This is a genomic window from Sphingomonas sp. PvP018, assembly GCF_017876865.1.
Classification (GTDB): Bacteria; Pseudomonadota; Alphaproteobacteria; order Sphingomonadales; family Sphingomonadaceae; genus Sphingomonas; species Sphingomonas aerolata.
The window spans coordinates 3,598,272-3,619,580 of record NZ_JAGIOU010000001.1; the positions used below are offsets into that span (position 1 = coordinate 3,598,272).

Annotated in this window: 29 protein-coding genes and 1 tRNA gene; 25 read left to right on the forward strand and 5 right to left on the reverse strand. The window is 64.9% G+C overall.

Annotated features, from left to right (window positions below; all coding sequences use genetic code 11):
* Window positions 1-24 precede the first annotated feature (24 nt).
* Window positions 25-101, forward strand: a tRNA-Asp gene (locus tag J3A66_RS16070).
* Window positions 102-173: 72 nt separating this feature from the next.
* Here the strand turns inward: J3A66_RS16070 and J3A66_RS16075 are convergent.
* The 4 genes from J3A66_RS16075 to J3A66_RS16090 form a co-directional block, all read right to left on the reverse strand.
* The gene (locus tag J3A66_RS16075) at window positions 174-374 is read right to left on the reverse strand and encodes a DUF2842 domain-containing protein (protein ID WP_031396564.1); all 201 of its coding nucleotides are present in this window, start codon (window positions 372-374) and stop codon (window positions 174-176) included.
* The gene (locus J3A66_RS16080) at window positions 371-904 is read right to left on the reverse strand and encodes a 5-formyltetrahydrofolate cyclo-ligase (protein WP_209569975.1); all 534 of its coding nucleotides are present in this window, start codon (window positions 902-904) and stop codon (window positions 371-373) included. Before J3A66_RS16080 ends, J3A66_RS16075 begins: the two co-directional genes overlap by 4 nt.
* A gap of 216 nt (window positions 905-1,120) precedes the next feature.
* Window positions 1,121-1,429 (reverse strand): cell division protein ZapA, encoded by a 309-nt coding sequence (locus tag J3A66_RS16085; protein WP_031440961.1) that lies wholly within the window; start codon window positions 1,427-1,429, stop codon window positions 1,121-1,123.
* On the reverse strand, window positions 1,429-1,653 hold the full coding sequence (locus J3A66_RS16090; protein ID WP_031396567.1) for a hypothetical protein: 225 nt from the start codon (window positions 1,651-1,653) through the stop codon (window positions 1,429-1,431). The genes J3A66_RS16085 and J3A66_RS16090 overlap by 1 nt, the downstream gene beginning before the upstream one ends.
* Window positions 1,654-1,797: 144 nt before the next feature.
* On the opposite strand from J3A66_RS16090, the gene gap reads away from it, so the two are divergent.
* From gap to J3A66_RS16105, 3 genes are all read left to right on the forward strand, one after another.
* Complete coding sequence (gene gap / locus J3A66_RS16095) at window positions 1,798-2,808, forward strand: type I glyceraldehyde-3-phosphate dehydrogenase (RefSeq protein WP_209569977.1); 1,011 nt, start codon at window positions 1,798-1,800, stop codon at window positions 2,806-2,808.
* Between the two features lie 178 nt (window positions 2,809-2,986).
* Window positions 2,987-3,397, forward strand: a complete 411-nt coding sequence (locus tag J3A66_RS16100) for an MOSC domain-containing protein (protein WP_209569979.1) — start codon at window positions 2,987-2,989, stop codon at window positions 3,395-3,397.
* Window positions 3,394-4,584 carry a phosphoglycerate kinase gene (locus J3A66_RS16105; RefSeq protein ID WP_192141789.1) on the forward strand — a complete coding sequence of 397 codons (1,191 nt, stop codon included), beginning with the start codon at window positions 3,394-3,396 and terminating at the stop codon, window positions 4,582-4,584. The genes J3A66_RS16100 and J3A66_RS16105 overlap by 4 nt, the downstream gene beginning before the upstream one ends.
* On the opposite strand, the gene J3A66_RS16110 is transcribed toward J3A66_RS16105, so the two are convergent.
* A complete protein-coding gene (locus tag J3A66_RS16110; RefSeq protein ID WP_209570546.1) occupies window positions 4,581-5,036 on the reverse strand; it encodes a TlpA disulfide reductase family protein in 456 nt (151 codons plus the stop codon). The genes J3A66_RS16105 and J3A66_RS16110 overlap by 4 nt on opposite strands.
* Window positions 5,037-5,244: 208 nt before the next feature.
* Here J3A66_RS16110 and J3A66_RS16115 point away from each other — a divergent pair, with 208 nt between their 5' ends.
* From J3A66_RS16115 to nuoK, 21 genes are all read left to right on the forward strand, one after another.
* Complete coding sequence (locus tag J3A66_RS16115; protein ID WP_037527511.1) at window positions 5,245-5,475, forward strand: ribbon-helix-helix protein, CopG family; 231 nt, start codon at window positions 5,245-5,247, stop codon at window positions 5,473-5,475.
* A gap of 14 nt (window positions 5,476-5,489) precedes the next feature.
* Window positions 5,490-5,801 carry a type II toxin-antitoxin system PemK/MazF family toxin gene (locus tag J3A66_RS16120; RefSeq protein ID WP_037527513.1) on the forward strand — a complete coding sequence of 104 codons (312 nt, stop codon included), beginning with the start codon at window positions 5,490-5,492 and terminating at the stop codon, window positions 5,799-5,801.
* Window positions 5,802-5,814: 13 nt separating this feature from the next.
* Window positions 5,815-6,735 (forward strand): class I fructose-bisphosphate aldolase, encoded by a 921-nt coding sequence (locus J3A66_RS16125; protein WP_031440956.1) that lies wholly within the window; start codon window positions 5,815-5,817, stop codon window positions 6,733-6,735.
* A 44-nt stretch (window positions 6,736-6,779) separates the two neighbouring features.
* Window positions 6,780-7,217, forward strand: coding sequence for a hypothetical protein (locus J3A66_RS16130; RefSeq protein ID WP_245336846.1), 438 nt, complete (start codon window positions 6,780-6,782; stop codon window positions 7,215-7,217).
* Window positions 7,214-7,900, forward strand: a complete 687-nt coding sequence (gene thiE / locus J3A66_RS16135; protein ID WP_183936339.1) for a thiamine phosphate synthase — start codon at window positions 7,214-7,216, stop codon at window positions 7,898-7,900. Before J3A66_RS16130 ends, thiE begins: the two co-directional genes overlap by 4 nt.
* A 155-nt stretch (window positions 7,901-8,055) precedes the next feature.
* The gene (locus J3A66_RS16140) at window positions 8,056-9,066 is read left to right on the forward strand and encodes a L,D-transpeptidase family protein (RefSeq protein WP_209569981.1); all 1,011 of its coding nucleotides are present in this window, start codon (window positions 8,056-8,058) and stop codon (window positions 9,064-9,066) included.
* Window positions 9,067-9,070: 4 nt separating this feature from the next.
* The gene (locus J3A66_RS16145; RefSeq protein ID WP_209569983.1) at window positions 9,071-9,679 is read left to right on the forward strand and encodes a M23 family metallopeptidase; all 609 of its coding nucleotides are present in this window, start codon (window positions 9,071-9,073) and stop codon (window positions 9,677-9,679) included.
* A gap of 73 nt (window positions 9,680-9,752) precedes the next feature.
* The gene (gene efp, locus J3A66_RS16150) at window positions 9,753-10,316 is read left to right on the forward strand and encodes an elongation factor P (protein WP_037527514.1); all 564 of its coding nucleotides are present in this window, start codon (window positions 9,753-9,755) and stop codon (window positions 10,314-10,316) included.
* Between the two features lie 159 nt (window positions 10,317-10,475).
* Window positions 10,476-11,288, forward strand: coding sequence for an inositol monophosphatase family protein (locus J3A66_RS16155; RefSeq protein ID WP_031393846.1), 813 nt, complete (start codon window positions 10,476-10,478; stop codon window positions 11,286-11,288).
* Between the two features lie 251 nt (window positions 11,289-11,539).
* Complete coding sequence (locus tag J3A66_RS16160; RefSeq protein WP_031393845.1) at window positions 11,540-11,914, forward strand: NADH-quinone oxidoreductase subunit A; 375 nt, start codon at window positions 11,540-11,542, stop codon at window positions 11,912-11,914.
* Window positions 11,905-12,474 (forward strand): NADH-quinone oxidoreductase subunit B, encoded by a 570-nt coding sequence (locus J3A66_RS16165; RefSeq protein WP_037527518.1) that lies wholly within the window; start codon window positions 11,905-11,907, stop codon window positions 12,472-12,474. The genes J3A66_RS16160 and J3A66_RS16165 overlap by 10 nt, the downstream gene beginning before the upstream one ends.
* The gene (locus tag J3A66_RS16170; protein ID WP_031393843.1) at window positions 12,471-13,319 is read left to right on the forward strand and encodes an NADH-quinone oxidoreductase subunit C; all 849 of its coding nucleotides are present in this window, start codon (window positions 12,471-12,473) and stop codon (window positions 13,317-13,319) included. Before J3A66_RS16165 ends, J3A66_RS16170 begins: the two co-directional genes overlap by 4 nt.
* Window positions 13,316-14,551: an NADH-quinone oxidoreductase subunit D gene (locus J3A66_RS16175; protein ID WP_031393842.1), complete on the forward strand. Its 1,236-nt coding sequence runs from the start codon at window positions 13,316-13,318 to the stop codon at window positions 14,549-14,551. The genes J3A66_RS16170 and J3A66_RS16175 overlap by 4 nt, the downstream gene beginning before the upstream one ends.
* The gene (locus J3A66_RS16180) at window positions 14,551-15,219 is read left to right on the forward strand and encodes an NAD(P)H-dependent oxidoreductase subunit E (RefSeq protein WP_031393841.1); all 669 of its coding nucleotides are present in this window, start codon (window positions 14,551-14,553) and stop codon (window positions 15,217-15,219) included. Before J3A66_RS16175 ends, J3A66_RS16180 begins: the two co-directional genes overlap by 1 nt.
* Window positions 15,219-16,520: an NADH-quinone oxidoreductase subunit NuoF gene (gene nuoF / locus J3A66_RS16185; protein ID WP_056050371.1), complete on the forward strand. Its 1,302-nt coding sequence runs from the start codon at window positions 15,219-15,221 to the stop codon at window positions 16,518-16,520. The genes J3A66_RS16180 and nuoF overlap by 1 nt, the downstream gene beginning before the upstream one ends.
* On the forward strand, window positions 16,517-16,747 hold the full coding sequence (locus J3A66_RS16190) for a hypothetical protein (RefSeq protein WP_107929728.1): 231 nt from the start codon (window positions 16,517-16,519) through the stop codon (window positions 16,745-16,747). Before nuoF ends, J3A66_RS16190 begins: the two co-directional genes overlap by 4 nt.
* A gap of 1 nt (window position 16,748) precedes the next feature.
* Window positions 16,749-18,743 (forward strand): NADH-quinone oxidoreductase subunit NuoG, encoded by a 1,995-nt coding sequence (nuoG, locus tag J3A66_RS16195; RefSeq protein ID WP_209569985.1) that lies wholly within the window; start codon window positions 16,749-16,751, stop codon window positions 18,741-18,743.
* Window positions 18,740-19,789 (forward strand): NADH-quinone oxidoreductase subunit NuoH, encoded by a 1,050-nt coding sequence (nuoH, locus tag J3A66_RS16200; protein WP_031393838.1) that lies wholly within the window; start codon window positions 18,740-18,742, stop codon window positions 19,787-19,789. Before nuoG ends, nuoH begins: the two co-directional genes overlap by 4 nt.
* A complete protein-coding gene (gene nuoI / locus J3A66_RS16205; protein ID WP_031393837.1) occupies window positions 19,786-20,271 on the forward strand; it encodes an NADH-quinone oxidoreductase subunit NuoI in 486 nt (161 codons plus the stop codon). Before nuoH ends, nuoI begins: the two co-directional genes overlap by 4 nt.
* A 119-nt stretch (window positions 20,272-20,390) precedes the next feature.
* Complete coding sequence (locus J3A66_RS16210; RefSeq protein WP_031440949.1) at window positions 20,391-21,002, forward strand: NADH-quinone oxidoreductase subunit J; 612 nt, start codon at window positions 20,391-20,393, stop codon at window positions 21,000-21,002.
* Between the two features lie 2 nt (window positions 21,003-21,004).
* Window positions 21,005-21,307 carry an NADH-quinone oxidoreductase subunit NuoK gene (gene nuoK / locus J3A66_RS16215; protein ID WP_081874317.1) on the forward strand — a complete coding sequence of 101 codons (303 nt, stop codon included), beginning with the start codon at window positions 21,005-21,007 and terminating at the stop codon, window positions 21,305-21,307.
* The last annotated feature ends 2 nt before the right edge of the window (window positions 21,308-21,309 follow it).

The window sequence follows — 21,309 nt, forward strand, 5'->3', positions numbered from 1 at the left end:
TGTGCAGAGGTCGTCATTGGGAATGCGGGTGTAGCTCAGTTGGTTAGAGCGCCGGCCTGTCACGCCGGAGGTCGCGGGTTCGAGTCCCGTCACTCGCGCCACCCTTAAGGGGTGGCCGAGACCCCCATTAAATTATCAGCCGCCCCGAGATGCCGTCCGCTTAGCGACCGGGATCAGCGCCCCGTCTCCATCCATCGCAGCACGGGTTTCAGCGGCGCTATCCAGATCAGCCCTGTGACGAGATAGAATGCCAGCTGGCCCAGCCAGTGCCAGCTGCCGACGATCGTCGACAGGCTGACGATCGCGACGCACCACAGGGTGATCAGCAACAGGATGCCGAGCATCCCGGCGGGTTTGCGCCAGCTAGGTGTCATGGCGTGATCCAGTCCTTGTCTGTGGCGATGGCGTGAAGCGGCACGTCCCAGGCGTCGGGCGTCAGCGCGTCGACCTCCTGGATCGCCAGCGCGATGCCGATTCGCCATGCGTCGGGATGCGCGAGAAATGCGCGGTCGTAATAGCCTGCGCCCTGGCCGATGCGATTGCCGTGGCGATCGAACCCCACCAGTGGGGTCAGGATGATGTCGGGGGCGAGCGCGGCGGCATCGGCCGGGGGCTGGTGAAGCCCGAAGGGGCCGGCGATCAGCGCCGCCTCGGTCTCCCAGGCGAGAAACCGCATCGGCTGGTCGCGGCGCACGACGTGCGGAAGCGCAATGACGCACCCTGCTTCGACTGCGGCGCGTGCGAAGGGGGAGGGATCCGCCTCACCAGCCATCGGAACATAGGAGGCGACGGTCAGGCCGGGCGAAAGTTGGGCCAGGAACGCGTCCGGGACGCGGATCTCGACCGGCGCGGCGGCCGCACGGGCGGCCCGCAATGCGGTGCGGAGCGCGGCCTTGTCGCTCACGGGTGCGGATCGATCATGCGGGTATCGTCCGATGACGGGAATGGTGATGTGGCGGGCCCACCATGGCCGTGTGCCGGGTTATCCACTGACGCACGGTACGTCAGGTGGGGACCATATGCTTCGGACCAGGGTCCTAACAGGGACAGCCCCCTATGGATGATGAATAGCCTCAGGGATAATAAAGGCTCGTACCGGGCAGAACCCGCCAAGGCCAATCTAGGCGCTCGGCGGGCTTTGCTCAAGGGCCTGTGCGAGTCCTTCGAGACGATCGGCGATACGCGTCAATGCGATTTCGCTGACCGCCGATCCCTCGGGCGGACGATGCGCGGCTTCGTCGAGATCGTCGGCTAGCATCAGTGCGACGAACAGCATTGCGCGTTCGGCGCTGAGCCCCCCGGCGGCGCGGTCCGCGACCGGCCAGCGTTCGGCGAGCATCGCGCCGAGCAGACGGACGCGCGATTCCTCGCCGTCGCGACACGCTACCGCATGCGGCCGGCCACCGATATCTAACATGACCTGCGCCATCAGTTGGGGCTCCCGCGGGTGATGACGTCGTCGAGCGCGGCGACCGCCTCCGCCATGCGCGCCTTCAGCGCGGCATGCCGCCTGGCGAGTGCGTCGCCGCTTTCGGCGCGTGCGTGGATCGCGGCTTCGATCCGGCCGATAGCGGCGTCGATCCTGTCGACCGCGGTTGGACCGTCGGGAGGCCTGTCGACGGCCGTCGGCGCGTCGGGAAGAGTATCTGGCATAGATTGCGAGATAGCATGGCCGGGGGGCGCGGCAAGCGGCTTTCGCCCGTGCCGCACACCGTCCATGGTGTTGACAGGGCGCCCCACCGCCCCGCAAAGGCAGCGCGCCCGGAACGGACTCACGGGCGTAGCGGAGATACAGCAATGACGGTCAAGGTTGCGATCAACGGTTTCGGGCGGATCGGCCGGCTCGTTGCCCGCGCGGTTCTCGAGCAGTCGAACGGCGCACTCGAACTTGTCGCGATCAACGATCTCGGCGACGCCAAGTCGAACGCCTGGCTGTTCAAGCGCGACAGCGTTCACGGCAAATATCCGGGCGACGTGTCGGCCGAGGGCAACGAACTCGTTGTCGACGGCAAGCGAATCCGCGTCACCGCCGAGCGCGACCCCGCCAACCTGCCGCACGCCGAACTGGGCGTCGACATCGTGCTCGAATGCACCGGCTTCTTCACCGACAAGGCAAGCTGCCAGAAGCATCTCGACGCCGGCGCCAAGAAGGTGCTGATCTCGGCACCGGGCAAGAATGTCGACCTGACGGTCGTCTACGGCGTCAACCACGACAAGCTGACAGCCGAGCACACGATCGTGTCGAACGCGTCGTGCACGACCAACTGCCTGGCCCCCGTCGCCAAGGTGCTGAACGACGCGATCGGGATCGAGCGCGGCCTGATGACGACGATCCATGCCTATACCAACGACCAGAAGATCCTCGACCAGATCCACCCGGACCTGCGTCGCGCACGCGCTGCGGCGATGTCGATGATCCCGACCACGACGGGCGCCGCGCGCGCCGTGTCCGAAGTCCTGCCCGAACTGAAGGGCAAGCTCGACGGGTCGGCAATCCGCGTGCCCGTGCCGGACGTCTCGCTGATCGACCTGACCTTCACCCCGTCGCGCGACACGACGCGCGACGAAGTGAACGCGGTGCTGAAGGCGGCATCCGAGAGCGGCCCGCTGGTCGGCGTGCTCGACTGGTCGGACGAGCCGCTCGTCTCGATCGATCTCCAGCATACCCCGGCCTCGTCGACGATCGACAGCCTGGAGACCGCGGTGATCGACGGCAAGCTGGTCCGCGTCGTCAGCTGGTACGACAATGAATGGGGCTTCTCGAACCGCATGGTCGACACGGCCACGGCGATGGCGAAGTTCATCTGAACTCACGACCTATGTACCCCCTCTTCCGTTCGCTTCGAGCGCAGTCGAGAAGCCGCCTCGCGTGACAGATGGTGTCTCGACTGCGCTCGACACGAACGGGCAGGGGGCGGTGGCCTCAACCTTGAATAGGGCAGGCACGATCGCCGGCATCGCGCGTCACGCTCGCGCGAAAGCCCCGATGGAGATCATCGACCATGTCGAGATCACCATCGAGGCTGGCCTGCACGGTGACTTTCGCGGCTATGTAAAGCCCGGCGGCAGGGGCCGGCGTCAGGTCACGTTGCTCGAACGCGGCGACTGGAACGCCGCGATGGCCGAGGTCGGCCGCGATATTCCCTGGTACGAACGCCGCGCGAACCTTCTCGTCGACGGCTTCGACCTTCCCCAGATACCCGGCACGCGGCTTCGCATCGGCGCGGACGTGGTGCTGGAGGTGACGCGCCACACCGATCCGTGCGAACGGATGGAAGCCCTGGCGCCAGGATTGTTCGCCGCGCTCACGCCCGACTGGCGGGGCGGGGCGTGTACCCGCGTTTTGATGGGCGGCAGAATCGCCGTCGGTGACGAGATCAGGATCGAAGAATCATGAGCAAGCCATTCAAGACACTCGACGACATGGGCGATGTGCAGGGCAAGCGCGTGCTTGTCCGCGAAGACCTCAACGTGCCGATGGCCGAAGGGGCCGTCACCGACGACACGCGCTTGCGGGCGACCGTCGCGACGGTCGGCGAGCTGGCCGACAAGGGCGCGATCGTCCTGATCCTCGCCCATTTCGGCCGCCCCAAGGGCAATCCGAGCCCGGAATTCTCGCTCTCGCAGGTCGTCCGGCCGTATAGCGACGTGCTGGGCCGCGAGGTTCGCTATGTCGACTGGGAGGGCGCGGACGACGCGGTCGCGATGCTCGAACCCGGCAATATCGCGGTTCTGGAGAACACGCGCTTCTTCGGCGGCGAGGAGACGAACGATCCGGCGGTGGTCGCGCGTTTCGCGAGCCTGGGCGATCTCTACGTCAACGACGCCTTCTCCGCCGCGCACCGCGCGCACGCGTCGACCGAGGGGCTGGCGCATGTCCTGCCCGCCTTTGCCGGCCGCGCGATGGAGGCCGAACTCGACGCGCTCCAGAAGGCGCTGGGTGCGCCGGAGCATCCCGTGGCAGCAGTCGTTGGCGGCGCGAAGGTATCGTCGAAGCTCGACGTGCTGCGGCACCTGGTCACGCGCGTCGATCACCTGATCATCGGCGGCGGTATGGCCAACACCTTCCTCGCGGCGCGCGGCGTCGATGTCGGCAAGAGCCTGTGCGAGCATGAACTCGCTGCGACCTGCGAACAGATCATGGAGGCTGCCGACAAGGCGAACTGCACCGTCCATCTGCCCTATGACGTCGTCGTTGCGAAGGAGTTCAAGCCGAACCCCGCCACGCGCACGATCAACGTGCACGAGGTCGCAGCGGATGAGATGATCCTCGACGTCGGGCCGGCTGCGGTCGAATCGCTTGGTGACGTCCTGAAGAATTGCCGGACCCTGGTCTGGAACGGTCCGCTCGGCGCGTTCGAGACGCCGCCGTTCGATACCGCCACGGTCGCGCTCGCCAGGACCGCGGCGGCGCTCACCGAGGGTGGTTCGCTGGTCTCGGTCGCAGGCGGTGGCGATACGGTCGCGGCGCTCAACCATGCCGGCGTCGCGGATGCGTTTACCTTCGTGTCGACCGCGGGCGGTGCGTTCCTGGAATGGATGGAGGGCAAGGACCTGCCCGGCGTCGCCGCGCTGACCCGTTAAGGCGTCGGCGCCGGCTCGTTGAGCAGGGGCACGAGCAGCGTGTTCAGGTCGGCCAGGTCGAACGCGCCGGGTTTCGCATAGCGGACGACCCCCGCGCGATCGATGATGTAGTTGGTCGGCAGCGCGCCCATGACGCCGAACGCCCCCTTGATCCGCCGCGCCGATGGTATCGCCAGCGCCGCGAAGACCGGTTTCAGCTTGTACGCCGGGAGCGAGTCTTCGGTAGCGACCGCGAAGACGCGCAGGCCATTGTCCTTGCGCAGCCGGTAATAGGTATCGAGCAGCGGTAATTCCGCCTTGCACGGCCCGCACCATGTCGCCCAGAAATTGAGGATGACGACCTGTCCGTGCAGGTCGGTGCTGCTGATCCTGCTGCCGTCGATCAGCGTCAGCTCGAATTTTGGCGCCCGGTCGCCGACCTTGATCGTCGCTGACGCGTGAGACGGCGTCATCGCGATCGCCAGCGCCAGAGCGCTCGCGATCACGCCCTTTATCGAAACCGTCATTGCCCGCTCTCCCCCCGGAGGTTTTCCCGACGCCAACCTCGGCGTCCGGGGATGGTGCGTCAATCCGTCCCTGGCGCGCGTTCGAGTACAGTCGAGCAGGGGTTGATCAAGCGCCGCCCCTTGCCTATGTTTAACATGTTAAACGGAGACTCGGATGCTCGGCGTCAGGCTCGATAGCGACCTCGAAGAACGACTCGCGGCGGTCGCCCGCACGCAAGGGCGCAGCAAGAGCGATATCGCACGTGAAGCCGTGCGCCGCTACGTCGAACGCCACGATGAAGCGTTCCTTGCGGAGGCAAAGCGGCAATCGCTCCTCGCTGCCGCACATGATCGACACGCGAAGGACGAAGACTGGGATGCCATGTTCGCGGAGTCCCTGACGTGAAAATTACACGGGGCATGGTCGTGATCGGGGCTGGCAAAGGGGAGTCTTCCCGGAAGCCACGACCGTTCCTCGTCGTTCAGTCAGACCTGTTCGCTGATCATGGCACGGTCTCGCTGTGCCCACTCACCAGCGTCATCACCGGCACCAGCCTCTTTCGCGTGTCGCTCGAGGCGTCGCCCGAGACGGGTCTTCTCTGCGACAGCGAGATTCAGGTCGACAGGCTCGACACGCTCGACCGCAACGCCATCGTCAAGATTATCGGTACGATACCCATCACCACCATGACCCGGGTCGACGACGCGCTGCGCCGCTGGCTCGAACTCTAAGACAGGAATGACCATGACCTCGACGATCACACCGCAAATCAAGACTATCCTCGACAAGTACGAGGCTACCAGTTCGGCCGTAAAGGCGAACCTTGCGCGCATCCTGATGCAGGGCAAGCTCGGCGGTACCGGCAAGCTGGTGATCCTGCCCGTCGACCAGGGTTTCGAGCATGGCCCGGCGCGCAGCTTCTCGGTCAATCCGGCGGCCTATGACCCGCATTACCATTATCAGCTCGCGATCGACGCCGGGCTCAGCGCCTATGCAGCGCCGCTCGGCATGCTCGAGGCGGGCGCTGACACGTTCGCCGGGCAGATCCCGACGATCCTGAAGTGCAACAGCTCGAACAGCTGGGCGACGTCGATCGACCAGGCGGTCACCGCGACCGTGGCGGACGCGGTGCGGCTCGGCTCGGCGGCGATTGGCTTCACCATCTACCCGGGTGCGGACCAGTTCTTCGACCTGGTCGAGGAAATCCGCGAGCTGAGCGAAGAGGCCAAGTCGGTCGGCATCGCAACCGTGATCTGGTCCTATCCGCGTGGCGGCGAGCTGACCAAGGACGGCGAGCTCGCGCTCGACGTCGGCGCCTATGCCGCGCACATGGCCGCGCTGCTCGGCGCGCACATCATCAAGACCAAGCTGCCGACCGATCATATCGAGCAGAAGGAAGCCAAGCCGCTTTATGCCGGCACCGACTGGTCCAAGCAGGCCGATCGCGTCCGTCACGTCGTCCAGTCGAGCTTTGCCGGGCGTCGCATCAACGTGTTCTCGGGCGGCGCGTCCAAGGGTGCCGATGCGGTCTTCCAGGATGCACGCGACATTCGTGACGGCGGTGGCAACGGCTCGATCATCGGCCGCAACACCTTCCAGCGTCCGCGCGACGAGGCGCTGGCGATGCTCGACCGGATCATCCGGATCTACAAGAACGAGGAATAGGCTTTGTGATCGGGGCGTTCTCCTATCACAAGGCGATCGCCCCGATGATCTGGGTCCTGATCGGGCTGTCGTCCGTCGAACTGGTCGTGGTCCATCTGCTGCTGGCGCATTGGTGGCCGCGTATCGCCATCGCCGTCGCAACGGTGACGCTCGGGACGATAGTGTGGCTTGTAACGGTCGTCCGGGCATTTCGAACCATGCCGGTAGTTCTAGAGGCTGACCGGCTCCTAATGCGGACAGGCCGATTGCGTTCGGTCAGCGTAGCGACAAAGCAGATTGCAGGGCTACGATCATCCTGTGATGCCGCGACTTTGAAGCAGCGCCACGTGCTGAACCTCGCGCTGATCGCCTACCCCAATACCGTTATAGATCTTGTGGCGCCCGTCGCGGTGGGTCGGCGGCAGATATTGACGATTGCGCACCGTCTTGATGATCCTGCCGGTTTCGCTGATGCGCTTAAACGGCTAGGGCCGCGGGCATGACCGAAGAAGATCCGCTGGGCCCGCTCGACCCGACATTCGCCGAGAATTTTCGCCGCGACATGCGGCGGCCGCCATGTCAGCTCTATCTCGTCTCGCCGCTCGACGTCGGCGGTGACTTTCCCGAGCGGCTGGCACGCGCGCTCGACGCCGGGCCGGTGGCGGCGTTCCAGTTTCGCGTGAAGGACATCGACCAGCACGCCGCCGCCGCACTCGGCGCGCCGCTGCGCGCGATCTGTGCCGAGCGCGACGTCGCGTTCATCGTCAACGACGATATCGGGCTGGCGAAGCGGCTCGACGCGGACGGCGTGCATCTCGGGCAGAGCGATGGCGATCCGCGCGAGGCGCGCGCGCAGCTCGGCCCCAATGCGCAGATCGGCGTGACCTGTCACGGCAGCCGGCATCTGGCGATGGAAGCGGGCGAGGCCGGTGCGGACTATGTCGCGTTCGGGGCCTTTCATCCGACCACGACCAAGACCGTCGAGCATCTGGCCGAGCCCGTGCTCCTGTCCTGGTGGTCGACTCTGTTCGAAATGCCGTGTGTCGCGATCGGCGGGATCACGCCCGACAATGCTGCGGCGCTGGCAGCGGCGGGGGCCGATTTCGTCGCGGTGTCGGGCGCCGTCTGGAATGGTGACGAGGTCGCTGCGGTCAAGGCATTTGGCGAGGTGCTCGCCAAGCGTTGATTAGGTTGTCCGTCGCCGGATGCTTCGGGCGGCGCGCTGCTTGGCTCTGGATCCTGACTTTCGTCAGGATGACGGGAGGGGTGTTGGCTGGCGTCACGGAAACAACCGTCGTTCCAACCGTTTGATGCAGTAGCGTAACGGTTGGGATGACGAGCATGACGGCATTTGTGACGAAAGCTTCGGTTCTTGCAGGTTGCCTGCTCGCAGCCCTGCCGGCGGTGGCGCAGCCTGTCCCTGCCAAGCCGGTACCGATCGACCGCAACGTACTGCACGTCCAGGTGATCCTCGATCATCTGGGTTTCGGTCCGGGCGTACTCGACGGGCGCGGTGGTCAGTCGCTCGTGGCCGCGCTCAAGGGGTTTCAGGAGGCGAAGGGGCTGCCGATCACGGGCAAGTCCGATACGCAGACGATGCGTGCGCTGTATCCCTATCGCGCGGCACGGCCGACCGTCATGGTTGCGCTGACGCCCGAGATGCTCGCGGGGCCGTTCGTCAATCCGCTGCCCAAGGACCCGGCGAAGCAGGCCGAGCTCCAGACGATCGGCTACCGGACGGTCATGGAGAAGCTAGGTGAGATGTTCCACACCACGCCTGCGGTCATCATGGCCCTCAACTCGCCGTCGACCAAACTGTCTGCGGGGACAAAGGTGGTGTTCCCCAACGCTCTGCCTACGTCGCGCGACTATGATCCCAAGTTCCGTCCTGACTGGCGCGCGACGCTCAACATGCTGAACGTCGATGCGAAGCAGCCTCAGGCGGATCACGTCGTCGTCGACAAGTCCGACGGCGTTCTCCGGGTGCTCGACGCGAACGACAAGCTGATCGCGCAGTTCTCCGCGACGATGGGGTCGAGTCACGACCCGCTGCCGCTGGGGACGTGGACGATCAAGGGCTCCGACTATAACCCGAAATTCCACTTCAACCCGGCGCTGTTCTGGGATGCGAAGAAGGGACAGAAGAAGGAGATGCTGCCGCCGGGGCCGAACGGTCCGGTCGGCGTCGTCTGGATGGACCTGTCGAAGGATCACTACGGCATTCACGGCACGCCTAACCCCGAGACGATCGGGCGCGCCGAAAGCCATGGCTGTATCCGCCTGACGAACTGGGATGCGGCGCGACTGTCGATGATGATCAAGCCGGGGACCAAGGCGGTCTTCCAGGCCTGATCGCATGACGCGGACGTTCTGGGTTATTCTCGCGCTGATCGTCCTGGTGGTCGGCGCGTTCGTATCGATGCTGTCGTTCGGCGACGGTGGGCGGCAGGCGGTGGCGTGGCACACATCGTCGCCGGCCTCTCCGAAGGCCGAGGCAGATGTCCAGGATGCTGATGCGCCGCGCGCATTGACGATGCCGGTGCTCGGCGTGAAGCGCACCGCGGTCGGCAACAGCTGGAACGATCCGCGCGGCGGCGGGCTGCGCGGGCATCATGGCACCGACATCATGGCGGCGGGCGGCACGCCGGTCGTCGCCGCGGCACCGGGACGAATCGAGAAGCTGTTCCAGAGCGCGCTTGGCGGGATCACCGTCTATGTCCGGTCACCCGACCGGCGCTGGACCTATTATTACGCGCACCTCGCGGGCTATGCGCCGGGCGTGCGCGAAGGGATGGCGGTCGCGGCGGGGGACCGCCTTGGCTATGTCGGCGACACCGGTGACGCGGGCGCAGGCAACTATCACCTGCATTTCGGGGTGAGCCGGATGCAGCCGGGCCAGCGCTGGTGGCAGGGCGAGGAGGTCAATCCCTACCCGCTGCTTGCTCGCGCGCGACCATCCCGCTAAAGCGCGCGGCTTCGGGTTTCCGCACGGCCTTGCCTGGCGGACGGCCCCTAGCTCTTTCCAGCAGGAATCGGTCATGAAGATCAACGCGGTCGAGATTCGTCCCGGCAACATCCTTGAATATGAAGGCGGCATCTGGCGCGCCGTAAAGATTCAGCACACCCAGCCTGGCAAGGGCGGCGCCTATATGCAGGTCGAGATGAAGAACCTCATCGACGGCCGCAAGAGCAACACGCGCTTCCGCTCCGCCGAGAGCGTCGAGAAGGTGCGGCTCGACACGGTCGACTTCCAGTATCTGTTCCGCGACGGCGACGCGCTGACCTTCATGGATAAGGTCAATTACGAGCAGATCACGCTCGATGCCGACATCCTGGGCGACGCCGCGGCGTTCCTGCAGGACGGTATGGATGTCGTGATGGAGCTCTGGGAAGAGCGGCCGATTTCGGTCCAGCTGCCCGACACGATCGAGGCGCTGATCGTCGAGGCGGATGCGGTCGTGAAGGGGCAGACCGCCTCGTCGTCGTACAAGCCCGCGGTGCTCGAGAACGGCGTGCGCGTGATGGTGCCGCCGCACATCGGTGCCGGCACGCGGATCGTGGTCGACGTGTATGAGCAGACCTATGTAAGGCGTGCGGACTGAACTGCTCCCCCTCCCGCATGCGGGAGGGGGCCGGGGGGTGGGCGCCCGCCCTCCACGGCACGCACCGATAGTGGCGTGATCGACTGACGTTGCGCGACGATGATAGCGCGCGCCCACCCCCGGCCCCTCCCGCATGCGGGAGGGGGGAGATAGAAGACAATGCCCAGCCATTCCGGCATCATGACCGTCATCGAGCGCGCCGCCCGCAAGGCCGCGCCGCGCCTGCGCCGCGATTTCAACGAGGTCCAGCAGCTGCAGGTCAGCCGCAAGGGCCCCGCCGACTTTGTCAGCCAGGCCGACCAGCGCGCCGAGCAGACGATCTTCGAAGAACTGAGCCACGCACGCCCCGACTGGGGCATGTTGATGGAGGAGCGCGGCGAGGTCGCGGGCGATCCCAACAAGCCGCGCTTCATCGTCGACCCGCTCGATGGCACGTCGAACTTCCTCCACGGCATCCCGCATTTCTGCATCTCGATCGCGGTCGAGGAGCCGATGCCGAACGGCAAGCGCGAGGTCACGACTGCGCTCGTGTATCAGCCGCTCACCGACGAGAGCTTCTGGGCTGAGCGAGGCCGCGGCGCGTGGCTGACCGACCAGCGCCTGCGCGTGTCGTCGCGGCGCGATCTGGCCGATTCGCTGATCGCGACGGGTATTCCGTTCCTCGGTCATGGCGATTTCGCGCAGTGGAGCCGGATCTTCGGCGCGGTCGCACCCGAGGTGGCGGGGATCCGCCGTCTCGGCGCGGCGGCGCTCGATCTCGCCTGGCTGGCAGCGGGGCGGTTCGACGGCTTTTGGGAATCGAACCTGAAGCCGTGGGACGTCGCGGCCGGAATGCTGCTGGTCAAGGAAGCCGGCGGCTACGTGACCGACTTCCGCGGTGGCGACCGCGCGATGGAGCGCAACGAGTTCCTCGCGGCGAATGATGCGCTGCATTCGCGGCTGCATAAGCTGGTGGCCGGCGCGCTGCGCTGATGCGTTGGGGTCGGTAGGCCGGGCCGGCCTGCCAATTGTCCGTTACCCCAGCGTTTGCTGGGGTGACGGTCTTGCTGGGGGATACGACCGGCGCCCGGCGGCTGCCGTTGCTTGCAGAACCATGCAGGTAACGCAGGTTTCCCGCGGGGCTCATACAGCTCTTGCGAGTGATTCTCACGGGCCGCCAGCCTTGCCCCACGGGGCCCATCGGCCTAAAGGCTCCCCATCTGTTCGCATCTGCGAGAAGCCATTTGGTCGACCTGTCGCACTATCTTCCGATCCTCCTGTTCCTCGGGGTCGCCATCGCATTGTCGAGCACGTTCGTGTTCCTGCCGATGGCTGTCTCCAGGCTCACCGGGTCGCACAAGCCTACGCCCGAGAAGCTGAGCGAATATGAGTGCGGCTTTCCCGCATTCGAGGATCCGCGCAGCCAGTTCGACGTGCGCTTCTACCTGATCGCCATCCTCTTCATCATCTTCGATCTCGAAGCGGCGTTTCTGTTTCCCTGGGCCGTCTCGGTCTTCACGCTCGGCTGGACCGCGTGGATCTCGATGATGATCTTTATCGGCGAACTGGCCCTCGGCCTCGCCTATGCATGGAAGAAGGGAGCACTCGATTGGGAGTAGAGCTCACATCGCAGCCCGGTTCCGGTCTGCTGGCACCCGCCGGCGGTGGCGCGATCGTGCCGCCCGACCAGGGCTTTTTCGACGGCCTGAACGGTGAACTGACCGACAAGGGTTTCCTGGTCACCTCGACCGAGGAGCTGTTCCAGTGGGCCCGTACCGGCTCGCTGTGGTGGATGACGTTCGGGCTCGCCTGCTGCGCGGTCGAGATGATCCACGTCAACATGCCGCGCTACGATCTGGAGCGCTTCGGTGCCGCACCGCGCGCGTCGCCGCGTCAGTCGGACGTGATGATCGTCGCCGGCACGCTGTGCAACAAGATGGCGCCCGCACTCCGCAAGGTCTACGACCAGATGTCGGAGCCGAAATACGTGATCTCGATGGGATCGTGCGCGAACGGCGGCGGCTATTATCATTATAGCTACAGCGTCGTGCGCGGTTGTGACCGGATCGTCCCCGTCGACATCTACGTCCCGGGTTGCCCGCCGACTGCGGAAGCGCTGTTGTACGGCATCATGCAGTTGCAGCGGAAGATCCGGCGGTCCGGGAGCATCGAACGGTGAGGGCGCCCGCACCAGCCTATGCCGCCAATGACGGCGTGATCGACGCGGCTCGCGCCGCGCTCGGCGGCATGCTGCTCGACGCGGTCGACAAGGTCGGCGAGGTCGCTCTGCACGTCCGTCGTGAAGATCTGTACGACGCGATGATCGCGCTACGTGATACGCCGGGGCTTGCCTATCAGCAGCTCATGGAAATCGCCGGCGTCGACTATCCCGATCGTGCCGAGCGGTTCGAGGTCGTCTACTGCATGCTGTCGCTGACGCGGAACCACCGCCTGCGCGTCCATGTCGCGACCGACGAGGACAAGCCGGTGCCGTCGGTGACCGACATCTGGCCGGTCGCCGGCTGGCTCGAGCGCGAAGTGTACGACATGTACGGCGTGCTGTTCAGCGGCAACCCGGACCTGCGCCGCATCCTGACCGATTACGGTTTTCGCGGCCATCCGCAGCGCAAGGACTTCCCGCTGACGGGGTATGTCGAGCTGCGTTATTCGGAAGAGGCGAAGCGCGTCGTGTACGAGCCGGTGCAGCTTGCTCAGGATTTCCGCACGTTCGACTTCATGAGCCCCTGGGAGGGCGCCGAATACGTCCTTCCGGGTGACGAGAAGGGCGCGCTACCACAGGCCAAGGGCGCGCAGACGCCGCTGTCGGCCGATACGATCGTCAAGGCGGATGCGGCGCAGAGCGCGACCAAGGCGCCCGACGCGCCGAGCGAGCCCTATGCGAAGAAGGACGTCCAGAACACCTCGCAGAGCGGTGCGGGCGAGCCCGATCCGGGCAACCAGAAGCAGGACAAGCCCGTGGAGTCGGACGTGATTCCGACCAAGGGCGGAGGACAGAACCAGTGAGTCTCTATGTAGAGGAGCTTCTGGGCGAGGGCGATGCGGCCGATCCCACGACCGGCGACGTCACGATCCAGAACTACACGATCAACTTCGGTCCGCAGCATCCGGCGGCGCACGGCGTGCTCCGCCTGGTCATGGAGCTCGACGGCGAGATCGTCGAGCGCGTCGATCCGCATGTCGGGCTGCTTCACCGCGGCACCGAGAAGCTGATCGAGTACAAGACCTACACGCAGGCGCTCCCGTATTTCGATCGTCTCGATTACTGCTCGCCGCTGTGCATGGAGCATAGCTGGGTGCTGGCGGTCGAGAAGCTGCTCGACCTCGAAGTCCCTGAGCGTGCGCAGTATCTGCGCGTGTTCTTCGCCGAACTGACGCGCATTTCGAACCACATGCTCAACCTCGGCAGCCACGTCATGGACGTCGGCGCGATGACGCCGAACCTGTGGCTGTTCGAGATCCGCGAAGACTGCATGAACTTCTTCGAGCGCGTCAGCGGCGCGCGCATGCATTCCAACTATTTCCGTCCGGGTGGCGTGCACCAGGATGCACCGCTCAAGCTGCTCGCCGATATCGGCGACTGGCTCGACACGCGCCTGCCGCGGCTGTTCGAGGATGCGATTTCGCTCGTCGCGGACAACCGCATCTTCAAGCAGCGCAACGTCGACATCGCGATCGTCAGCCGTGACGATGCGATCAAATGGGGCTTTTCGGGCCCGATGATCCGCGGCTCGGGCATTGCCTGGGATCTGCGCAAGTCGCAGCCCTATGACGTCTATGCCAAGATGGACTTCGACGTGCCGGTCGGCACGCGTGGCGACTGCTATGACCGGTTCATGGTGCGCGTTGAAGAAGTGCGTCAGTCGGCACGGATCATGAAGCAGTGCCTGCGCGACATGCCCGAGGGGCCGATCGCCTCGCTCGACCGCAAGGTCGTGCCGCCCAAGCGCGCCGAGATGAAGCAGTCGATGGAAGCGCTGATCCATCACTTCAAGCTCTATACCGAGGGCTTCCATGTGCCCGCCGGCGACGTCTATGTCGCGACCGAAAGCCCCAAGGGCGAGTTCGGCGTGTATCTGGTCGCCGACGGCAGCAACAAGCCGTATCGCTGCAAGATCCGCCCGACCGCGTTTTCGCATCTCCAGGCCTTCGACTTCATGGCGAAGGGTCACATGCTGGCGGATACGACCGCGATCCTCGGCGCGATGGATATCGTTTTTGGTGAATGTGACCGCTGATGGCTGAAGCTCCGAAAATTCCCGACGAGGCAGAGACCCGCGCACGCTGGGGCTCGTTCGCCTGGACGGACGAGAACCAGGTGAAGGCGAACGAGATCCTCGGGCGCTACCCGAAGGGCCGCGAGCAGTCGGCGTCGATCCCGTTCCTCGATCTTGCCCAGCGCCAGGTTGGTGCGGAAACGCAGACGCAGGGCTGGTTGCCGGTGCCGGTGATCGAGTTCGTCGCGCGTCAGATTGGCGTGCCGTACATGCGTGTCTACGAAGTCGTGACCTTCTACACGATGTTCAATCTCGCACCGGTCGGTCGCTATCACGTGCAGGTCTGCGGCACGACGCCGTGCATGCTGCGTGGGTCGGACGACGTACTGGCGGCGTGCAAGAACCGTGGTCTCGTCAAGGGCGGCACGACGCCGGACGGCATGTTCACGCTGACCGAGGTCGAGTGCCTGGGCACCTGCGCGAACGCGCCGATGGTTCAGATCAACGACGATAACTTTGAAGATCTCGACTACGACAAGACGACCGAGATCCTCGAGGCGCTTGCCAGTGGCGGCACGCCGACGCCGGGGCCGCAATTCGGTCGCCGCGCGAGCTGCCCCGAAGGCGGCCCGACCTCGCTCAAGGCGATGGTCGACGCGAACCACGATTACCGGGGGGAGTGGGCCTGATGCTCGCCGACAAGGACCGCATCTTCACCAACGTCTACGGCTTCCAGCCGTGGAACATCGACGCCGCGATCATGCGCGGCGATTGGGACAATACAAAGGACCTGATGGCGCTCGGCCAGGACGCGATCATCGACGTGATGAAAGCGTCGGGTCTGCGTGGCCGCGGCGGGGCAGGGTTCCCGACCGGCACCAAATGGTCGTTCATGCCCAAGGAGCCGAAGCCCGACCGGCCGAACTTCCTCGTCATCAATGCCGATGAATCCGAACCGGGCAGCTGCAAGGATCGCGAGATCATTCGTCACGATCCGCACAAGCTGATCGAGGGCGCGCTGATCGCCGGGTTTGCGATGCGCGCGCGCGCCGCCTACATCTACATCCGCGGCGAATATATCCGCGAGGCGGAGACGCTGTTCGCTGCCGTCGCCGAGGCCTATGATCGCGGCTTCATCGGCAAGAATGCGTGCGGGTCGGGCTACGACTTCGACGTGTTCGTCCATCGCGGCGCCGGCGCCTATATCTGCGGCGAAGAGACCGCGATGCTCGAGAGCCTCGAGGGCAAGAAGGGCCAGCCGCGCCTCAAGCCGCCATTTCCGGCGGGCGCAGGCCTCTATGGCTGCCCGACGACCGTCAACAACGTCGAATCGATCGCGGTTGCACCGACGATCCTTCGGCGCGGTGCGGCCTGGTTCTCGAGCTTCGGCGCAGAGAACAACCGCGGTACCAAGCTGTTCCAGATCAGCGGGCATGTGAACAAGCCCTGCGTCGTCGAGGAAGAGATGAGCATCTCGTTCCGCGACCTGATCGAGACGCATTGCGGCGGTATTCGTGGCGGCTGGGACAATCTGCTCGCGGTGATCCCGGGCGGCTCCTCTGTGCCGCTGGTGCCCGCCGCGCAGATCATGGACTGCGCGATGGACTTCGATGGCCTGAAGGCAGTCGGTTCGGGCCTCGGCACCGCGGCGATCATCGTCATGGACAAGTCGACCGACATCGTCCGCGCGATCAGCCGCATCTCCTACTTCTACAAGCATGAGAGCTGCGGCCAGTGCACGCCGTGCCGCGAAGGCACCGGGTGGATGTGGCGTGTGATGGAGCGGATGCGCACCGGCGACGCCGAGCTGTCCGAGATCGACATGTTGCAGCAGGTCACCAAGCAGGTCGAGGGTCACTCGATCTGTGCGCTCGGCGACGCCGCAGCCTGGCCGATCCAGGGCCTGATCAAGCATTTCCGCCCAGAGATGGAACGCCGTATCCGCGAACGTGGTGGTGACACCGCGCCGATGATGGAAGCGGCGGAATGACCGACGAGCGGGCTGATATCATGCTGGAAATCCTGAAGACGATCCAAAGCGATGTCTCGGCTATCAAGCGCGAGCAGACATCGCAGGGTATCCGGCTGCTGTCGCTCGAGGATCATGTGCGCGGCCTGGTCGGCACAATTTATGGCATTCAATCGGACGTTGCCGACTTGAAGATGCGGGTCGACCGCATCGAAAAGCGTCTCGGTCTGATGGACACGGAACACTGATATGCCCTTAGTCAAAGTCGATGGCGTAGAGATCGAGGTGCCGCAGGGCGCCACCGTGCTGCAGGCGTGCGAGCTTGCCGGCAAGGAGATCCCGCGTTTCTGTTACCACGAGCGGCTGAGCATCGCCGGCAATTGCCGGATGTGCCTGGTCGAGGTGAAGCCTGGTCCCCCCAAGCCGCAGGCGTCGTGCGCGCTGCCGGCGGCGGACAAGCAGGAGATCTTCACCAACTCGCCGATGGTTAAGAATGCCCGCGAGGGCATCATGGAATTCCTGCTTATCAACCATCCGCTCGATTGCCCGATCTGCGATCAGGGCGGCGAGTGCGATCTGCAGGACCAGTCGGTCGCCTATGGCCGCGGCCATTCGCGCTATGACGAGAACAAGCGCGCGGTCACCGAGAAATATATGGGTCCGATCGTGAAGACGGTCATGACCCGCTGCATCCAGTGCACGCGCTGCATCCGCTTTGCCGAGGAAGTGTCCGGCGTCGAGGAGATCGGTGCGATCTTCCGCGGCGAGGACATGCAGATCACCTCGTATCTCGAGAATGCGGTCAAGAGCGAGCTGTCGGGCAACGTCGTCGATCTGTGCCCGGTCGGCGCGCTGACCTCGAAGCCCTACGCGTTCGAGGCGCGTCCGTGGGAATTGCGCAAGACGCTGACGATCGACGTCATGGACGCGGTCGGCACCAACATCCGGCTCGACAGCCGTGGTCGCCAGGTGCTGCGCTGCGTGCCGCGGATCAACGAGGACGTGAACGAGGAGTGGGCGACCGACAAGACGCGCCACGCGATCGACGGTCTCGTGCGTCGTCGTCTCGACAAGCCCTATGTCCGCGTGAACGGCAAGCTCCAGCCCGCGACCTGGGATGAGGCCTTCGCGGCGATCAAGGCGATTGACGCCGGGTCGAGCGTGGCCGCGGTCGCAGGCGACCTGGTCGACTGCGAGACGATGTACGCCGCCAAGGCGCTGCTCGCGAAGATGGGCTCGACGATGCTCGAGGGCCGCCAGACCGGCATGGCCTATGACGCGTCGAACATCGCCGCGGTCAATTTCAACACGACGATCGCCGGCACCGAGCGTGCCGACGCGATCCTGCTGGTAGGTACCAACCTGCGCTGGGAAGCGCCGCTGGTGAACACGCGGATCCGCAAGGCGATCAAGAAGGGTGCAAAGGTCTTCGCGATCGGGCCTGAGACCGAGCTGACCTACAAGGTCGAGTGGCTCGGCGACGATCTGGCGCTGCTCGGCAATCTGCCCGACGCAGTGACCGAGGCGTTCGGCAAGGCTGAGCGTCCGATGGTGATCGTCGGTGGCGCGGCGCTGAAGGGTGGCCATGGCGCCGCACTGAAGCTCGTCGACACGCTGGGGCTCGTCAAGGACGGCTGGAACGGCTTCAACGTGGTCCATATGGCGGCGTCGCGGATGGGCGGGCTGATGCTCGGCTATGCGCAGACGGGCGGCATCGCCGACGTGATGGGGGCCAAGCTCGGCTTCTTCCTCGGCGCGGACGAGGTCGACTTCAGCCAGTTCGCAGGCTTCAAGGTATTCGTGGGTCATCACGGCGACAAGGGTGCGGCGGCTGCCGACGTCATCCTGCCGGGCGTGACCTATGCCGAGAAGTCGGGAACCTGGGTCAATCTCGAAGGTCGCGTCCAGCGCGGCGAGCGTGCAGTGTTCGCTCCCGGCGATGCCCGCGACGACTGGTCGATCTTCCGCGCGCTGTCCGATACGCTTGGCCACACGCTGCCGTTCGACAGCTTCGAGGGGCTGCGCGAAGAAATGTTCGCTGCCGTTCCCGCGCTGCGTCATCAGGCGCTCGCGACGTTCGAATGGAACCCGCCATCGCTCGGCGGTGCGGGTGAGGGGGTCCTGGCCGGCTATCCGATCAAGGACTTCTATCTGACCAACGCGATCTGCCGCGCATCGCCGACGATGCAGCGCTGCTCGGCTGAACTTCTCCACGGGGAAGACTTTGCGGAGGCAGCCGAATGATCTCCTGGTTCGAATCCTCGCTCGGTTACGACTGGGCGTTCTTCCTCGCGACGATCATCGACATTCTCGCGATCGCGCTGCCGGTGATGCTGGCGGTCGCGATGATCATCTATGCCGATCGCAAGATCTGGGCGGCGATGGCATTGCGGCGTGGTCCGAACGTGGTGGGTCCCTTCGGCCTGCTGCAGAGCTTTGCCGACGGCCTGAAGGTGTTCCTGCAGGAGACGATCGTCCCCGCAGCCGCCAACCGCGCGCTGTTCCTGCTGGCGCCGATCATCACCTTCACGGTCGCGCTGATCGTCTGGGCGGTGATCCCGTTCCAGCCCGGCGTCGTGCTCGCGGACATCAATGTCGGCTTGCTCTACGTACTCGCGGCGTCGTCGCTCGGCGTGTACGGGATCATCCTCGCGGGGTGGGCGTCGAACTCGAAATATCCGTTCTACTCGGCGCTGCGTGCGGCCGCGCAGATGGTCAGCTACGAAGTCGCGATTGGGTTCATCCTGATCTCGGTCGTGTTGTGGTCGGGCACGTTCAACCTGTCGGGCATCGTGACCGCGCAGCAGAACATGTTCGGGCTTCATATCAACGGCTACATCGTCAATCCGCTGCTGTTCCCGATGGCGGTGATGTTCTTCATCTCGAGCCTGGCGGAAACGCAGCGTGCACCGTTCGATCTGACCGAGGCGGAGAGCGAGCTCGTCGCCGGTTACCAGACCGAATATTCGTCGATGGCGTTCGCGCTGTTCTGGCTGGGCGAGTACGCCAACGTCATCCTGATGTGCGCGCTCAACGCGACGCTCTTCTGGGGCGGGTGGCTGCCGCCGGTCGACTGGGCGCCGCTCTATTACGTGCCGGGGATCATCTGGCTGTTCGCCAAGATCCTGTTCTTCTTCTTCCTGTTCAGCTGGGTGAAGGCGACCGTGCCGCGCTATCGCTATGATCAGCTGATGCGGCTCGGCTGGAAGATTTTCCTGCCCGTCTCGCTGTTCTGGGTTTTCCTCGTGTCGGGCGTGTTGATGCTGACGCGCGTTGGAGTGGGTTCATGAGCGTTGCTCAGATCATCAAGTCGTTCACCCTGTGGGAATTCGTGAAGGCGCACGCGTTGACGCTTCGCTATTTCTTCAAGGAAAAGGCGACGATCAACTATCCGTACGAGCGTAACCCGGTGTCCCCGCGGTTCCGCGGCGAGCATGCGCTGCGTCGTTATCCCAATGGCGAAGAGCGGTGCATCGCGTGCAAGCTGTGCGAGGCCGTGTGCCCCGCCCAGGCGATCACGATCGAGGCCGAGCCGCGCGACGACGGCTCGCGCCGCACGACGCGCTACGACATCGACATGACCAAGTGCATCTATTGCGGCCTGTGCGCCGAGGCGTGCCCGGTCGATGCGATCGTCGAGGGTCCGAATTATGAATTCTCGACCGAGACGCGCGAAGAGCTGATCTACGACAAGTCGAAGCTGCTCGATAACGGCGATCGCTGGGAAAGCGCGATCGCGGCGAACCTTGCCGCCGATGCGCCGTACCGTTAAGCGAGCGCCGCGATGACACAGATTAACTCCGTCATCCCAGCGCAGGCTGGGATCTCCCCGTTTCCGAGCGCGCCCGCGCGGCGTGAGACCCCGGCTTTCGCTGGGGTGACGAGGACCTCATGATCCAGGCCTTAGCCTTTTATCTCTTCGCCTTCGTCGTCGTCCTGTCGGGCGCCATGACGATTGCGTCGCGCAATCCGGTCCATTCGGTGATGTGGCTGATCCTTGCCTTCTTCAACGCGGCAGGTCTGATGATCCTCGTCGGGGCCGAGTTCATCGCGATGCTGCTCGTCATCGTCTATGTCGGCGCGGTCGCGGTGCTGTTCCTGTTCGTCGTCATGATGCTCGACATCGATTTCGCCGAGATGCGTGCCGGCGTGGCACGGTACTTCGGTATCGGGCTGGCGCTCGCGGTCGCACTTGCTGCCGAGGTGATGATTGCGATCGGCGCGTGGAGCACGGGGCCGATCCAGCTCGCCCGGCGCGCGGCGCCGATCGATGCCCGCGTCCCCAACATCCAGGCGATCGGCAACCTGCTCTACACGCGCTATCTGTTCGTGTTCGAGGCGGCCGGGCTCGTCCTGCTCGTCGCGATGATCGGTGCGATCGTGCTGACGCATCGCCAGCGTGGCGGCGTGAAGGCGCAGAACATCAGCCGTCAGAACGCACGCCGTCCGCAGGATGCAACGCGCAACACGCGCCCGGTCGTCGGGCAGGGAGTCGAACTGTGACGATCGGTCTCGTCCACTACCTCGTCGTCGCGGCGATCCTGTTCACCATGGGGGTGCTCGGCATCTTCCTGAACCGCAAGAACCTCATCGTCATCCTGATGGCGATCGAGCTGATCCTGCTCGCGGTGAACATCAATCTCGTCGCCTTTTCGGCCTTCCTCAACGATCTCGTCGGACAGGTGTTCGCGATGTTCGTGCTGACGGTTGCAGCGGGCGAGGCCGCGATCGGCCTGGCCATTCTGGTCATCTATTTCCGCGGTCGCGGCACCATTGCGGTCGACGACGTCAACCGGATGAAGGGGTAATA

Bases quoted from the DNA above. Each gene is read 5' to 3' on its own strand.
- J3A66_RS16075 (WP_031396564.1), bottom strand. From the start codon at position 374: ATGACACCTAGCTGGCGCAAACCCGCCGGGATGCTCGGCATCCTGTTG.
- J3A66_RS16085 (WP_031440961.1), bottom strand. From the start codon at position 1,429: ATGGCGCAGGTCATGTTAGATATCGGTGGCCGGCCGCATGCGGTAGCG.
- J3A66_RS16090 (WP_031396567.1), bottom strand. From the start codon at position 1,653: ATGCCAGATACTCTTCCCGACGCGCCGACGGCCGTCGACAGGCCTCCC.
- gap (WP_209569977.1), top strand. From the start codon at position 1,798: ATGACGGTCAAGGTTGCGATCAACGGTTTCGGGCGGATCGGCCGGCTC.
- J3A66_RS16100 (WP_209569979.1), top strand. From the start codon at position 2,987: ATGGAGATCATCGACCATGTCGAGATCACCATCGAGGCTGGCCTGCAC.
- J3A66_RS16105 (WP_192141789.1), top strand. From the start codon at position 3,394: ATGAGCAAGCCATTCAAGACACTCGACGACATGGGCGATGTGCAGGGC.
- J3A66_RS16110 (WP_209570546.1), bottom strand. From the start codon at position 5,036: ATGACGCCGTCTCACGCGTCAGCGACGATCAAGGTCGGCGACCGGGCG.
- J3A66_RS16115 (WP_037527511.1), top strand. From the start codon at position 5,245: ATGCTCGGCGTCAGGCTCGATAGCGACCTCGAAGAACGACTCGCGGCG.
- J3A66_RS16120 (WP_037527513.1), top strand. From the start codon at position 5,490: ATGGTCGTGATCGGGGCTGGCAAAGGGGAGTCTTCCCGGAAGCCACGA.
- J3A66_RS16125 (WP_031440956.1), top strand. From the start codon at position 5,815: ATGACCTCGACGATCACACCGCAAATCAAGACTATCCTCGACAAGTAC.
- J3A66_RS16130 (WP_245336846.1), top strand. From the start codon at position 6,780: ATGATCTGGGTCCTGATCGGGCTGTCGTCCGTCGAACTGGTCGTGGTC.
- thiE (WP_183936339.1), top strand. From the start codon at position 7,214: ATGACCGAAGAAGATCCGCTGGGCCCGCTCGACCCGACATTCGCCGAG.
- J3A66_RS16140 (WP_209569981.1), top strand. From the start codon at position 8,056: ATGACGGCATTTGTGACGAAAGCTTCGGTTCTTGCAGGTTGCCTGCTC.
- J3A66_RS16145 (WP_209569983.1), top strand. From the start codon at position 9,071: ATGACGCGGACGTTCTGGGTTATTCTCGCGCTGATCGTCCTGGTGGTC.
- efp (WP_037527514.1), top strand. From the start codon at position 9,753: ATGAAGATCAACGCGGTCGAGATTCGTCCCGGCAACATCCTTGAATAT.
- J3A66_RS16155 (WP_031393846.1), top strand. From the start codon at position 10,476: ATGCCCAGCCATTCCGGCATCATGACCGTCATCGAGCGCGCCGCCCGC.
- J3A66_RS16180 (WP_031393841.1), top strand. From the start codon at position 14,551: ATGGCTGAAGCTCCGAAAATTCCCGACGAGGCAGAGACCCGCGCACGC.
- nuoF (WP_056050371.1), top strand. From the start codon at position 15,219: ATGCTCGCCGACAAGGACCGCATCTTCACCAACGTCTACGGCTTCCAG.
- J3A66_RS16190 (WP_107929728.1), top strand. From the start codon at position 16,517: ATGACCGACGAGCGGGCTGATATCATGCTGGAAATCCTGAAGACGATC.
- nuoG (WP_209569985.1), top strand. From the start codon at position 16,749: ATGCCCTTAGTCAAAGTCGATGGCGTAGAGATCGAGGTGCCGCAGGGC.
- nuoH (WP_031393838.1), top strand. From the start codon at position 18,740: ATGATCTCCTGGTTCGAATCCTCGCTCGGTTACGACTGGGCGTTCTTC.
- nuoI (WP_031393837.1), top strand. From the start codon at position 19,786: ATGAGCGTTGCTCAGATCATCAAGTCGTTCACCCTGTGGGAATTCGTG.
- J3A66_RS16210 (WP_031440949.1), top strand. From the start codon at position 20,391: ATGATCCAGGCCTTAGCCTTTTATCTCTTCGCCTTCGTCGTCGTCCTG.